The organism is Acetobacter sp. DmW_043, from assembly GCF_002153485.1.
In the GTDB taxonomy this organism is placed as follows: domain Bacteria; phylum Pseudomonadota; class Alphaproteobacteria; order Acetobacterales; family Acetobacteraceae; genus Acetobacter; species Acetobacter thailandicus.
Genome location: NZ_JOMN01000056.1, coordinates 1 through 14,031, shown reverse-complemented (window position 1 = coordinate 14,031; position 14,031 = coordinate 1). Strand labels below are relative to the sequence as shown.

The following is a 14,031-nucleotide window of genomic DNA, read 5'->3' as shown; positions in this document are numbered from 1 at the left end:
TCCATAAATTCATTTGAATGGTAGCTTGTAAATTAACTTAAACTCAGCTATGCACGCGACTTCAGATTACACGCGTCCGGGCCTGTGTGGGCATGCCTGGCCGTGTTCTGCTGTTTTTTGCTGATATAACAGCGATAACAAGTTTTCATGGAGTAGTGAAATGCCCAAAATGAAGACCAAGTCATCGGTTAAAAAGCGGTTCAAAATCACCGCAACCGGTAAGGTGCTTGCTGGCCCATGTGGTAAACGCCACGGCCTGATTAAGCGTCCGCAGAAAATGAAACGTACCAACCGTGGTCCTCAGACAATGACACCGCAGGATGGTCGTACAGTTAAACAGTGGGCGCCCTACGGGCTGGTTTAAGGAGCATCTGAGATATGGCACGTGTAAAACGCGGTGTAACAAGCCACGCCCGTCACAAAAAAGTCCTCGACCTTTCAAAAGGTTTTCGTGGCCGGTCCTCAACGAACTATCGTATTGCTATCGAGCGTCTTGAAAAGTCGCTTCAGTATGCATACCGCGATCGTCGTAACAAAAAACGTGAATTCCGCGCTCTGTGGATCCAGCGTATCAATGCAGCTGTGCGCGAGCACGGCCTGACCTACAGCCGTTTCATCAATGGTCTGGCAAAAGCCGGCATTGAAATCGACCGTAAAGTTCTGGCTGCTGTTGCATTTGACGATGCAGCAACATTTGCTGAAATCGTTAAAAAAGCTCAGGCTGCTCTCGCTGCCTGAAGTGTGCTGAGCACTGATGATTTTCAGGAAAGGTCGCCTCCCGCAGGCGGCCTTTTTTGTTTTAAGGGGTTTCCTCATACTGGCGGAGAGGATATTGCCCTGTAAACTATTTTTCTCCTCGCGTGAGGTTTCATGAACGACGATCTTGAGATTTTCCGGCAGAGTGTTCTGTCAGAGCTGGCTGAGGCTGCAGACCTTAAGGCATGGGATGCCGTCCGTGTTGGTGTGCTTGGTAAGTCAGGGCGCCTGACGACCCTGCTCAAGGCGTTGGGGAAGATGCAGCCTGAAGAACGTAAAGCCCGGGGTGCTGCCCTTAACCGCCTGCGTGATGAGCTTAGCCGTGCAGTTGAAGCACGCGGACAGGAGCTTGAGGCTGCAGCACTCGAAGCCCGTCTGATTGCTGAGCGGGTTGATGTTTCTCAGCCGCCACCAGCGTCACCGCGTGGTGCGATTCATCCCATTTCCCGTGCGGTTGAAGAGATGACCGCTATTTTTGGTGCAATGGGCTTTAGCGTTGCAGAAGGGCCGGATATTGAAACCGACTGGCATAACTTCTCCGCTCTGAATACGCCCGATCATCACCCGGCTCGTACTGATCACGATACGTTTTATATTGCACCGTCACCTGAGCTGGATGTGACGCATGTTTTACGTACGCAGACCTCAGGTGTGCAGATCCGCACAATGTTACAACAGCAGCCTCCGCTGCGGGTTATCTGCCCTGGGCGGACGTATCGTGCTGACCATGATGCAACTCATTCGCCTATGTTTCATCAGTGCGAAGGGCTTGTGATCGGTAAAGATATTACACTGGGGCACCTGAAAGGCTGCCTGATCGAATTTTTGCGGGTTTTCTTTGGTAAACCTGATCTGCCTGTGCGCTTTCGCTCTTCTTATTTTCCGTTTACTGAGCCTTCGATGGAAGTCGATATCGGCTGGTCACGTCGCACAGGTGAAATTGGCGGCGGTGAAGACTGGCTTGAGGTGCTGGGGTCGGGCATGGTGCATGCCCGCGTGCTGGCAAACTGTGGCCTTGACCCGCGTGAGTGGCAGGGCTTTGCTTTCGGCATGGGTATTGAACGCCTTGCTATGCTGAAAAACGGTATTCCTGATCTGCGCTCATTTTATGAGAGTGATATTCGCTGGCTGCGTCATTATGGCTCAGACCCGCTTGCGCCAGCCTTACTGCATGAGGGCGTGTGAGTTATGAAATTTACGCTATCCTGGTTGTATGACCATCTTGATACTTCTGCCACGCTTGCCGAAATTTGTGCCAGACTGAACCAGATTGGCCTTGAGGTTGAGAGTGTTGAAAATCGTGGCGCAGCGGTTGCACCCTTTCTGACAGCGCGCATTCTTGAGGCAGAGCGTCACCCCGATGCTGACCGTTTGCAGGTCTGTCGTGTCGATGCCGGTCCAGGGTTTGAAAATGTGCAGGTTGTGTGTGGTGCGCCTAATGCCCGCGCTGGTCTGCCGGTTATTTTTGCACCACCTGGTACTTATGTTCCTGGTCTTGATATCACTATTAAGGCAGGCAAAATCCGTGGTCAGGCGAGCGGGGGCATGCTATGCTCTCTGCGTGAGCTGGGTCTGGGTGAAGAAAGCGACGGCATTGCCGAGCTGCCGGATGACACGCTGCCAGGTCAGTCTTATGCCGATTTTGCCGGGCTCGATGATGTGGTGATTGATATTGCCATTACACCCAACCGGGGTGATGCTCTGGGTGTGCGGGGTGTTGCACGCGACCTCGCTGCTGCAGGTCTTGGTAAACTTCGCCCATGGCTGGCATCAGCTGTGGAAGGTACATTTACCTCACCTGTTGTGTGGGAAAATACCAATCTGCCAGCCTGTCCGCTCGTTCTGGGGCGTACTGTTAAAAATGTTAAAAACGGTCCAAGTCCTGAATGGCTGAAGCGTAAGCTTGAAAGTATCGGGCTGCGTCCGGTCTCTGCGCTGGTCGATATTACCAACTATTTCTGCTTTGACCTTGGTCGCCCGCTTCATGTGTTTGACGTGAATAAAGTTGCCGGTGGCCGCCTTAAAGTCTGTCAGGGTGCGGGTGAGACATTCCGTGCGCTGGACGGGCAGGACTATATTGTGACACCGGATGACTGTGTTATCACCGATATTAACGGTGTGCAGTCGCTGGCTGGCATTATGGGGGGAGAAGCGTCGGGCGTCAGTGATGAAACAACTGATGTATTTATCGAATGCGCTTTATTTGACCCGGTCCGTATCGCTTTAAGTGCACGCAGAGCCGGTGTTTCCTCAGATTCAAGCTACCGGTTTGAGCGTGGTATTGACCCTGCATTTCCGGTTGCCGCACTTGAAGCTGCAACCCGTATGATCATGGATCTGTGTGGCGGAGAGGCCAGTGAGGTTGTTTCAGCGGGTGAGGCTCCGGCCTGGCAGCGTGAGGCAACATTACGTTTTGCACGGGTGCGCGACCTTGGTGGTCTTGATGTCGCGGCAGATGAGAGTGTTGCTCTGCTTGAAAAGCTGGGCTTCGAGGTGCAGGAACGCAATGAGACAGAGGTACGCGTCAGTGTACCATCATGGCGTAATGACATTGCTCAGCAGCCGGTCCTGTCGCAGGGGCAGGAGCTTGATGCAGCACTCGCTACAGCGGCTGCTCAGGGTGTTGCTCAGATTGAAGCTGAGAGCGACCTGATTGAAGAGATACTGCGTCTCAAAGGGCTTGATAGTATTCCCGCAGTTCCTTTGCCGGCCCTGAGTGTTGTGCCAGCGACAGCGTTAACACCAAAACAAACCCGCCTGGCCCGCGCAGGTCGTATCCTCGCAGTGCGTGGTCTGGTTGAAACGGTTGGGTTCTCGTTTGTATCCCATGAGGAGGCTTTGCGTTTTGGTGGTGCGCCTGAAGCCCTGCGCCTGCTGAACCCGATTGCATCTGACCTTGATCAGATGCGCCCGACCCCGCTGGTTAATCTGGTTGCAGCCTTGCAGCGTAACAGCGCACGTGGTCGTTCAGATATCGGTCTTTTTGAGGCGGGGCCGGCATTCTCTGCAGAGGGGCAGCAGATGGTTGTTGCCGGTGTGCGTGGCGGACATACCCCACGTTACCCGGGACATGAAAGTCAGGCTGTCTCTTTGTGGGATGTAAAAGCCGATGCGCTTGATGTTCTGACGCAACTTGGTGTTTCACCTGATGCGCTTAGTACGGTTGCAGATGCACCTTCATGGTATCATCCGGGGCGTTCCGGTTTGCTGTGCCAGGGGCCTAAAACAGTACTGGCCTGCTTTGGTGAGCTGCATCCTTCCATACTGCAGGCTGCAGGCATTGATGTGCCGGTTGTCGCCTTTGAGGTGTTTATGGATCGTCTGCCAGAGCCTAAAGTGCGTAAAAAATCTGCACCAAAGCTGTCAGCATTTCAGCCGGTTCATCGTGATTTCGCCTTTGTGGTGAGCAGGGATGTGCCATGCGAAAACCTGCTTAAAGCAGTGCGTAACGCAGAGCGTAATCTGATTGTCGCAGTCAATCTGTTTGACCTTTATGAGGGGGCGCATGTACCCGAGGGTCATCGTTCAGTCGGGATCGAAATTGTATTGCAGCCTGTCGATAAAAGTCTGACAGATGCAGAAATTGAAGCTGTCAGTGAACGTGTTGTCGCTGCGGTTTCCAAAGTCACAGGTGCAGTTCTGCGCTGAGACTTTAAATTTTCACTGCTGAAACAGGGCAGCACCTCAGGGGGATTATTTTTCTCCTGAGGTGCTGCTTTTTTCTTTTTCAGGGCCCAGGGAGCGTAAGGCGCGCCTGACAATGCGACAGGTGGCTTTATTCTCAGGGGCTTCTTCTGTCCATTTCCGGCAGAGAGCCGTTACCCACTCAGGCTGATCTTTTGCGGCGTCATTCAGCCAGTTGGCCACTGAATCCTGGGCATAGCGTGTGGTTTCAGCACGCATGGGCTCAAGCAGAGGCAGCCCCTGTTCAGGGTTTTCTCGCAGTGGGCGAATATGCTGGCACCATACGCCCCTGGGGCGTAGCACCTCAACAGCAAAACGGCGAATATTAAGGTCGTTATCCGCAGTCCATGGGGTCAGTGCTTTAATCGACTGAGTGAGTGAGGCTGCAAGGCAGGGGCGGGCCGCGATCCATGCCCATTCACGCACAGCAAAATGCGGGTCTGCGGCAAAAGGGCGAACAATTTCAAGGAGCGTTTCGGGCGTATCGTTTTTATAATGACTGATCAGCCCGAAAACAGCAAAGCCACGCACAGTGTCGCTGACGTGGTGGCTCAGTCTGTTTAGCAGGGGTATGCCGCCATCATTATTCAGAGCGGCAGCACATAAGTGCATTTTTTCTATAAAGCCGGCTTTGTCGGGTAAAGGCCTGGCACGGTTGTCTGTCAGGGTGTTGAGAAGTACAGAAAAATCAATTTGCAGAGCATGCTGGAGTGTCGGCGCGGTCTCTTTTCCTTCAGACAGATTTTTGCGCTGTTCCGGGCTGATCATGACGCGCGGCATATTTTCTCCTTTATCTGCATAGTGTTCGTACAGTTATTCACGATGCTCAGGGGGATTATCCTTAAATTGTCCAGAACTTCATCCACAGATTCTGTGGATAAACTGAAAATTTCAAAAGAGAGCGCATGGCAGGAAGAAGTGAAAATACTTAACAGAATTAAAATGGTATTTTTATTTCAATGTAGCCAGACCTGTGAAAATAAAAGCTGATTAACAGGTGTATAAAAAAAATTCTTTAGTCTTGGTGAGGTGATAAGAACGGTTTTTTTTTCAATAAGAGGAGCAACGGGACTTTGAGCCATAACCATGCGGTCGATTGTGCGCCATAATGTTTCAGTTTCCTCTGCTGTGAGGTTTGAATCTGTTTTGACCTGGTCGATCAGTCGCTGAATGTCAGGGTTACAAAAGCCGGGGATATTGATTGAGCTGTCTGAGTTTGGATGAAAATTTTCACATCCCAGCAGGGTATCAAGAAAATTGGAGGGGGAAGGATAGTCGGTTGCCCAGTCTTTGAGGGCAATTTGCACATGATTTGCTGAATTTTGCATGTAGCCTGAGGCCACGGCTCTGTTAAGCGGGCGAAGGGTTGCTTTGTATCCAATATGTTGCAGCATATCGCGTATCCAGGCGCCCATTGCCATCTCAACACTGGTATCGGCAGTAATGAGCGTGACGGCTTCTCCGTAGGTACCGCTCTCTCTGACTAACTGTTGTGCTTTTTCCAGGTCGGGGCTTTTCCACTCTGTTACAGGTGCATCCGGTGAAGCCGCTTTGCTGTAAAAACAAAAATCAGTTGCACCGGGCAGTGCGGATGGCACCATACCGCAGATGGGTCTGGCTATACCCGGCCCCCCGTAAAAAATGACCATTGCTTTACGGTTAACGGCATAATTTACAGCCTGACGTGCTTTGAGGCTGTTAAATGGCGGGATATTGACGTTCATGGCCAGAAAATACATGGCGGCATGCGGCATGACATGGGTGTTCTGTGCATAATGGCTGCCAAGTTCACCCAGGCGATCCATAGGGATGCTCTCTGCCATCCAGTCATACTGGCCATTCTGCACTGCCGTTACGGCAGTCTCATCAGGAATGCCAAAGCTATATTCTATCGCATCAGGGTAGGCTTCTGGCTGAGCCTCAGCACTCCATTGTCTGAAGTATGGATTACGTTCAAGCTTAAGGCTCTTATTGGGATCGTACGCAGTGATACGGTAAGGCCCGGTTGAGGGCAGGGGTGTGTTGCCGGTATCATGGTCAGGGGCATCGGCAGGCAGAATGACAGCGTGTGTAAAAGCCAGTTTCTGGAGGAATTCGTTGTCAGGGCCCGTCAGGTGAAAGGTAATGGTGCGATGAAGAGGATCATCCGTAATGCCCGCGCTGAGTGTACAGGTCACTGGTGTTTTCAGGCACAGATCGGCGCCGGCTATGGCTGAGTAAAAAGAGCCGGCTGATGGTGACCCGACTTTAAAAATACGTTGAAAGGATGCTTTAACGTCAGCTGTTGTAACTGGTTTTCCGTCTGAGAAAAAAAGGCCGGGGCGGAGTGTAAAGATATAGGTCCGTCCGTTATCCTGTACGACAGGCGTATTTTCTGCCAGATCAGGCACGACTATATTACCAGCAGGTCCTTGTGCTTTTTTGAAAGTTGTTAACCCGTCATACACGTTAGCAAATAAATTAATGTACTGGCTGCTGTAATTAATCTGAGGGTCGAGCGTTCCCCCTGATGCGGCGGCAGCTAATCGCAGTGTTCCGCCTCTGTGTGCGACATCATATGGCCGGGAGGTATCAGAGAGAATTTCTGCCCGACTGCTGGTTGCTGCCGTGACAGCGCAGAATAAAATGAAGATGAACAGGGATGTCACTGAGCGCAGTGTAGTTCCTGGCGCGCGCAGTAACGTGTCGCTATTCACCATCATATATCCCCTATGATTTCTGACCTGCCTGAGTGGGTGCAGGGGTAACAGCTGTCGGGTTTGACGGGCGTGCATAATCCGGTGGCTGGTACCAGGTCGGGGTGCGTCGCCCGTGATGGGAGTGCGGGTGGTATGCATTGTCAGACTGAAAGCTGCTGCAGGCTGTCAGAGTGATGGAGAAGGTGAGAGCTGCCAGGGCAGGAAATATTTTCATGAAGGCACACTACCAGAGAGAGAAAATAAAGACGATAACCGCTGATATTGTGTTGATCGTCGGGCTCTTGTTTGTATGATGTTATTTAAGGAATATGATCCTGCAATGCCAGACTGTATGTTATCTGCCGTCACGTGATTTTGTTACAGGATGTGACATAGCTGCGTTACGGGGAATGATGGTTGCATAATCGTGTATAGTTATTTTTTATCTTACTAACTCTTTGAGACGATAATTAAAAAAGTATGAAATTACCAAAATTCCATATTTCATTTTAATGTCGTAACTGGCATGTAGTGAATATAAAAAATAGTTTTTGACGGAAAGGACAGGAATAGAATGGCAGTCACTGGTCTTGCTGCGGTACTGCTTGCTATTGGAGTATTGTTTGTTGTTGTAAGTGCTGTTCAGCCAATTGCGCGTAAGCTTGAATTATCTGAAACAGTATTGCTGGCTATTGTTGGTATTATTATCGGCAGTGTTGCTGATTTTATTTTGCGTAATTCGCACCTCGCCGCATTGAGTGGTCTGGCTGAAATGATGCTGGACTTTCCCATTAACAGTGAAGCCTTTTTGTTGATCTTCCTGCCCATGCTGGTGTTTCAGGGGGCTCTGGCGATCGATGTGCGGCGTCTGGCGCACGAAACGGGTACAGTACTTTTGCTGGCTGTTGTGGCTGTTGTTGTCTCAACGGCGACGATCGGGTTTGCGCTTAAGCCATTTGCTGACATGCCGCTGGTTGTTTGTCTGCTCCTGGGATCTATCGTTGCAACCACAGACCCTTCAGCCGTTGCAGGTATTTTTCGTGATATTGGTGCCGCAACACGTCTGACCCGCCTGGTTGAGGGGGAAGCCCTGCTGAATGACGCGGCTGCTATTTCTATTTTTTCTATCCTGTTGCCATCTATTACGCTTCATCATTCCATTCATCCTGGTGAGGCTGTTGTTTCTTTTCTCGTCTCGTTTGTCGGGGCCCTGATCGTTGGTATTATCTTTGGCCAGCTGACGCTGATGATGATTACGATTTTAGGGGGGTCTTCAGCGGCAGAAATTACTCTGACAGTTGCTCTGCCTTATATGGCTTACATTGTCTCTGACGAAATGCTTGGCGTTTCAGGTGTCGTGGCAACCGCTGCGGCGGGCCTGACACTGTCAATGTATGGCCCTTCGACCTTCAGGCCGCAGACATGGCTGTTTATGAATCAGCTCTGGCAGCAGCTTGTTTTCTGGGCAGGTTCACTGGTGTTTGTGCTGGCATCAATGTTTGTGCCGCACCTGCTGGTTGGAATTACCTGGTGGGATTGTGTACTGGTGCTGATTGCCAGCGTTGCGGGCCTTGCTGCGCGTGGTGCTGTGGTGTTTGGTTTGCTCCCTGTGCTGGCGATGACCAAGCTTTCCCCTCCGGTGCCCGTACCCTTTAAAATAACAATGGTGTGGGGCGGTCTGCGTGGTGCTATCACGCTGGCCCTCGCACTGGCGGTTACTGAAAATGAACACGTCTCTGCTCCGGTTGCCCATTTTATTGGTATTATCGCGACAGGTTTTGTACTGATCACTCTTTTGCTTAATGGTACAACGCTTCGTTCCCTGGTTCTGTTTCTCAAGCTGGATAAGCTGTCTCCTATTGATGAAGCTTTGCGCCATCAGATTTTGAGTATCGGCCTTGATCGTGTGTGCGATCGGGCTGCCAGAATGGGGCAGGAGCTTGGTTTTTCAGAAGATTCAACCCGTCCTGTATTGCAGCAGATTGACCGCCGCGCGCATGAAGAGCAGCTGGTGAATGAGTTCGATACAGCTTTATCTGATATTCAGCGCGTCAACCTTGCGCTTATTACTATAGCTAGTCAGGAGCGGTCCTTATTGCTGGATCTGTTTCGTATTCAGGGACTGTCACGTCGTGTGATGGAAACCCTGCTGCGTAGTAGTGAAGCGGCTATTGATGGTGCGCGTCTTGAAGGGCGTGCTGGCTATGTGCGGGTTTTGCGTCGCAGACTCAGCCCATCTGTGCGGTTTAAACTGGCTCAGATAATTCATCAGAGGCTGCATCTCGACCGTCCCTTAATGTTATGTATGGCCAAGCGTTTTGAAATGCTTATGGTCGCGCATTTTGTATCTGTTTCTCTGACCCGTTTTATGAAAGAGCGCATGGAGCCCACTCTGGGGCCGCGTGTTGGTGAAATTGTGGCTGAGGTTTTACAACGTCAGCGCAAAATGCTTGATGAAGCGGTGGAGACTTTGCGCCTTCATTATCATGGTTATTCAGAGGCGCTGGAAAGCAGAATTTTCAGGCAGATCACTCTGCGTCTTGAAGGGGAAGAGTATGATTCTTTACTCGCGGAATCCCTGATTAGTGAGGAGCTGAACCGTGAACTGGTGACAGAGCTTGAGCGTCGCCGTAGTCGCCTGCAAAAACCTCTGAGCTTTAACCTTAAGAGCGGAATTGAAAGCCGCCTTAAAAGTGCGGCCATTTTTAAAGGTCTTCCCGGGGCAGAGTTGCATGACCTCGCAACGACAACGTCACTGCGGTTTGTTGCGCCTCATGAGCTGATCAGTAAGCGTGACCGTAAAGTGCGTACGGTTTATTTTGTGAGTGCAGGTCTCGCCGAAGCTCATGTCGCTGAACGTGATATTTATTATAGTGCCGGTGATCTTATTGGTGCTTTAGAGGTTTATCGTAATGAGCGGGTGCCTGCCAGCATCAGAGCTGTGCAGTTTGGACATTTTATGGCTATCCCGGCATCTCGTTTTCGTCGTCTGATTGAAGAATATCCGATCGTACTGGAGAATATTGAAGCTTTACGTCACAAACATGAAGGGCATTTGCAGGAGCGGGAAAGCGATTGTTCAATTAAGCTGGTGCCTGAAATGATTTCTTCTCAGGAGAATAAATCAGAGGATTTAGGGAAAGATAAATCTTCTCCCATTTTGCTTAAGCATGATCCCTGATCTAATAATTAAAAAAATTAAAAGAAAAATATTGATTGTAAAAATGGCCACTCATTTTTTTTGGAGTGGCCATTTTTATATATTACACATAATGTAAAAACTATCATTATCCTATATTATTATAATTAAATAACACACTATATATTATTAAAATTAAATTTTTTACTTTAATTATTACATAAAATTTACTATATTATTTTAATTTTAATAAGTTAAAAGACTATATCTTTCGCTTTTCCATCATGTGATAGTTTTATCTTAACTTGATAATATATACGCGCAAGTTGGAGAGTATGAAGTATGGCTGATACCCCCACCACGCTAAGTGGCACATGGAGCGCGACCGTCACTGCCGATGGTCAGACAGAATATGTCAGCGGAAGTACAGTTGTTAGTGGCGCCGTTGCGCTTGCTAACGGTGTCACTTTAACCGTTGGTAGTGGTGCAGTTGTTTCTGGTTTGAGTACCTCAGCCAGTACTGTCATTGTCAAGAGTGGGGGAACTCTGAAAGATACCAGTCTGGTCAACGGGACGCTTTATGCTAGTTCCGGGGCGATAAGTGATGAGAATAGCCTGAATTCAGTGACAGCTTATTTTTTATCTGGTTCTGTGTCTGAAAATGATAGTTTTTACACAACATCAGGAAACAGTTTAAAATACGTTTACGTTTCTTCGGGGGCAGCACTTTATTCACCAGTTATTTCTTCTGGTGGTTTCGTTTACCTTAGTTCTGGTGGGTTCATATCCGGTGGCTCATTATCGACGAGTGGTGTTTTAAGTGCTTCTGCGGGCTCAGTTGTTACTAATTTCGGTGAAATTGCCGGAGGGAGTGCAACATTTAGTGGCTCATACGGTAATAATCTTTCTGCGCCGGTAACATACGGTCAAATTCTGACTGGCAGCTGGACCGCAGCGGAGAGTTCTGCAGGTATAGTGACTTACACCAGTGGGACAACGACGGTATCAGGTGCTGTTTCGCTTGCAGGCGGCGCAACTCTGAATATCCAGGCCGGAACTGTTGTTTCGGGACTGGGTACTGTTTCGGGCGGGATTGCAACGGTCAATGTTGCCAGTGGTGCTACCCTGCTGGATTCTTATATTCAGAATGGATACGTGAATGTTGCCTCGGGCGGCACGACCAGCGGTAATAAAATAGACTCTACGGTTCTTACTCTCTCTGCTGGCGCTTCTTCGGTTGAAGATATCATTTACTATGATAAGGGTTATGGCGCTGACCTGACCTATGTCAGTTCAGGTGCTTTTTTAATTAATCCGGTTCTGTCTTCTGGTGGTACGGCCTCAGTGCTCGCTGGTGGTGTTGTTTCTGGCGGTGAAATTTATGCTAGTGGCGGGTTGATCTCTGCTACAGGTGCTTCTGTCAGTGGTCTGAATTATGTGGCTGATGGTTTTACAAATAGCGCTAATTATAATGCGGCTTCAGTTGTTCCAACATCTGCACTTGAGTTTTCATATTCATCAACGTCTCTTACAGGCACCTGGAGCGCTGTGCTGAATAACGATAATCAGACAGTGTATCAGAGTGGCGGTACCATCGTGTCAGGCGCTGTAAGTCTTGCTGCCGGCGCGACCCTGAACATCCAGAGCGGGGCTGTTGTTTCGGGTCTTTACGCATCGGGTGGGGCGGGCGTTATTCACATTGCCTCTGGTGGTGAGCTTGTTTCTTCTTATTTAGGCTTCACAAATATCTATGTGAGCTCAGGTGCCATTACGAGCGCCAACCAGTATAATGCGGATGCTATTTATATTTCCGCCGGGGGATCATCTCTGGGTGATACCTACTATGCAAAAGATGCTTATAGCCAGAACGCGGCGTATGTTAGCAGTGGAGGGTATGTTTCAGGCGCTGATGTTTTGCCCGGTGGTAATATTATAGTTTATAATGGTGGCACTTATGCCGGAGGGTATGTCGTTACCGGCACGATCGTTGCGCCCGAAAGAACAATATTGGGCGGCGTAGTTACCTCTAATACCGGGGCAACAGTATCTGATGTGACCGTTGTTGGTGAAGATGTCACTAATATGCTGTCGGGTAATACGATAGGCTCAGGGGCTTCACCAGTTCTCACATTTTCATATTCAGCGACATCTCTTGCTGGTACCTGGAGCGCCGTGCTGAATAGCGATAAGCAAACAGTTTACCAGAGTAATACAACGGTGGTGTCAGGTCCCGTTTATCTGACAAATGGCCTTACATTACATATTCAAAGTGGCGCTGTCGTATCCGGTGCAAACTCGCAGTCGGGAGGGATTGCCAATATTTATGTTTCTTCCGGCGGCACTCTTGCTGATTCTTACGTTCAGAATGGCTATGTTTATATCAGCTCGGGTGGTGTAACCAGCGCGAACCAGTTTAACTCGGACCCTGTTTATGTGAGTTCTGGTGCGACCTCTGTTGATGATATTTATTATAATTCTGCCTATGGTGTTGACCCTGTTTATGTGAGTTCCGGCGGCACCTTGTCTAATGCTTATGTTCTTACAGGCGGCAATGTTTTAGCATCATCCGGTTCTGTTGTGCAGGACATCGTTTCTTACGGTGGGTCAGTCAGCAGCGTGGATGGAACTATCACGAATGACTCTGGTAATCCCTGCTTCCTGGCAGGTGCAAATTTCCAGACCCCGGAGGGTGACGTTGTTGTAGAAAACCTTCGGGAGGGTGATGTTGTTGCAACCTATAACCCTGATAATGGTGCGTTTGAATACAGTAAAGTTACATGGGTAGGTAAAGGCAGGCGTCATGCAAGCGTCCACCTGGAGGATGATTTATCAGGTTATCCCGTACGCATTTTGCGCGATGCACTGGCAGACGGCATACCTTCAGCCGACTTGCTGATCACCTCAGAGCACTCTTTGTTTTTCAATGGCGGCTTTGTGCCAGTGCGAATGCTGGTGAATGGTTATTCAGTATTTTACGATAAAAATATCTCTGAGTATGAGTATTATCACGTGGAAACTGAAAAACATTCTGTGCTGATTGCCAGTAATGTCCTGTCTGAAAGCTATCTCGACACAGGTAACCGTAAAGGCTTTGTGCAGACCGGCCAGGTGGTTCGTCTGGGAGCGGTGAAGCATGACTGGGAAACTGATGCTGTTGCGCCTTTAACAGTCTCGCGTGATGTGGTGGAGCCTGTGTATCGCTCGATAGAAGAGCGTGCTGTTCAGCTTGGTCTGGTTAAGCACAGGGAAGAACCTGAGCATGTTGTGGATCATGGTTTGTACCTCTTAACTCAGAATGGAGGGGTGATCCGTCAGGTCCGTAATATAGATGGAAAAGCCCTGTTTATGCTGCCGGCTGGTGTGGAGAGTGTGGTGCTGATGTCACGGGCGTCTCGTCCCTGTGATGTTATTGGCCCGTTTGTCGATGATCGCCGTCAGCTTGGTGTGCTGGTGGGTGAGATCGTTCTGACTGAAGGGAATGACCTGCGCCATATTACCACGCATGCAGAGAAGTTTGATATGTCTGGCTGGCATGGGCTTGAGGGTGGCCCGGCACGCTGGACAAATGGGGCCGCCAGTCTGCCTCTTAGCCGCAGAGCACCATCTGACATTGCGTCTCTGAGTGTGCAGATCTGTCAGGCAGGTCCGTATCTGGCAGAAAATAAGAAAAGGAAGGCCGTACAGGTTGCCTGATTAGTCTTTTGTAATTGTCTTAGGCTCAGGACCTGTTAATTTATTGAACTGAGCGAGAGATTGTGATTCACAGGCTTACCG

9 protein-coding genes are annotated in these 14,031 nt (G+C 49.6%); 6 read left to right on the top strand and 3 right to left on the bottom strand.

Translation table 11 applies throughout. The features are described from left to right. The first annotated feature begins 160 nt into the window (after positions 1–160). The 4 genes from rpmI to pheT all read left to right on the top strand — a co-directional run bounded on the left by rpmI (position 161) and on the right by pheT (position 4,404). Complete coding sequence (gene rpmI, locus HK11_RS11280) at positions 161–364, top strand: 50S ribosomal protein L35 (RefSeq protein WP_086555439.1); 204 nt, start codon at positions 161–163, stop codon at positions 362–364. Between the two features lie 14 nt (positions 365–378). Beyond that, the gene (gene rplT, locus HK11_RS11275) at positions 379–738 is read left to right on the top strand and encodes a 50S ribosomal protein L20 (RefSeq protein ID WP_086555438.1); all 360 of its coding nucleotides are present in this window, start codon (positions 379–381) and stop codon (positions 736–738) included. Between the two features lie 132 nt (positions 739–870). Continuing rightward, on the top strand, positions 871–1,941 hold the full coding sequence (gene pheS / locus HK11_RS11270; RefSeq protein ID WP_086555437.1) for a phenylalanine--tRNA ligase subunit alpha: 1,071 nt from the start codon (positions 871–873) through the stop codon (positions 1,939–1,941). Positions 1,942–1,944: 3 nt separating this feature from the next. Continuing rightward, on the top strand, positions 1,945–4,404 hold the full coding sequence (pheT, locus tag HK11_RS11265) for a phenylalanine--tRNA ligase subunit beta (protein ID WP_086555436.1): 2,460 nt from the start codon (positions 1,945–1,947) through the stop codon (positions 4,402–4,404). 45 nt (positions 4,405–4,449) lie between these two features. On the opposite strand, the gene HK11_RS11260 is transcribed toward pheT, so the two are convergent. The 3 genes from HK11_RS11260 to HK11_RS11250 all read right to left on the bottom strand — a co-directional run bounded on the left by HK11_RS11260 (position 4,450) and on the right by HK11_RS11250 (position 7,353). Next, a complete protein-coding gene (locus tag HK11_RS11260) occupies positions 4,450–5,220 on the bottom strand; it encodes a hypothetical protein (protein ID WP_086555435.1) in 771 nt (256 codons plus the stop codon). A gap of 176 nt (positions 5,221–5,396) precedes the next feature. Next, positions 5,397–7,139, bottom strand: coding sequence for an ABC transporter substrate-binding protein (locus HK11_RS11255; RefSeq protein WP_086555447.1), 1,743 nt, complete (start codon positions 7,137–7,139; stop codon positions 5,397–5,399). A gap of 10 nt (positions 7,140–7,149) precedes the next feature. Next, positions 7,150–7,353: a hypothetical protein gene (locus tag HK11_RS11250; protein WP_086555434.1), complete on the bottom strand. Its 204-nt coding sequence runs from the start codon at positions 7,351–7,353 to the stop codon at positions 7,150–7,152. A 339-nt stretch (positions 7,354–7,692) separates the two neighbouring features. Here HK11_RS11250 and HK11_RS11245 point away from each other — a divergent pair, with 339 nt between their 5' ends. Beyond that, complete coding sequence (locus HK11_RS11245) at positions 7,693–10,299, top strand: cation:proton antiporter (RefSeq protein ID WP_086555433.1); 2,607 nt, start codon at positions 7,693–7,695, stop codon at positions 10,297–10,299. A 300-nt stretch (positions 10,300–10,599) separates the two neighbouring features. After that, a complete protein-coding gene (locus HK11_RS11240; RefSeq protein ID WP_086555432.1) occupies positions 10,600–13,950 on the top strand; it encodes a Hint domain-containing protein in 3,351 nt (1,116 codons plus the stop codon). Positions 13,951–14,031 lie beyond the last annotated feature (81 nt).

Coding starts and splice junctions, on each gene's coding strand:
- HK11_RS11240 (WP_086555432.1), top strand. CDS start 10,600: ATGGCTGATACCCCCACCACGCTAAGTGGCACATGGAGCGCGACCGTC.
- rplT (WP_086555438.1), top strand. CDS start 379: ATGGCACGTGTAAAACGCGGTGTAACAAGCCACGCCCGTCACAAAAAA.
- HK11_RS11250 (WP_086555434.1), bottom strand. CDS start 7,353: ATGAAAATATTTCCTGCCCTGGCAGCTCTCACCTTCTCCATCACTCTG.
- pheS (WP_086555437.1), top strand. CDS start 871: ATGAACGACGATCTTGAGATTTTCCGGCAGAGTGTTCTGTCAGAGCTG.
- HK11_RS11260 (WP_086555435.1), bottom strand. CDS start 5,220: ATGCCGCGCGTCATGATCAGCCCGGAACAGCGCAAAAATCTGTCTGAA.
- rpmI (WP_086555439.1), top strand. CDS start 161: ATGCCCAAAATGAAGACCAAGTCATCGGTTAAAAAGCGGTTCAAAATC.
- pheT (WP_086555436.1), top strand. CDS start 1,945: ATGAAATTTACGCTATCCTGGTTGTATGACCATCTTGATACTTCTGCC.
- HK11_RS11245 (WP_086555433.1), top strand. CDS start 7,693: ATGGCAGTCACTGGTCTTGCTGCGGTACTGCTTGCTATTGGAGTATTG.
- HK11_RS11255 (WP_086555447.1), bottom strand. CDS start 7,139: ATGGTGAATAGCGACACGTTACTGCGCGCGCCAGGAACTACACTGCGC.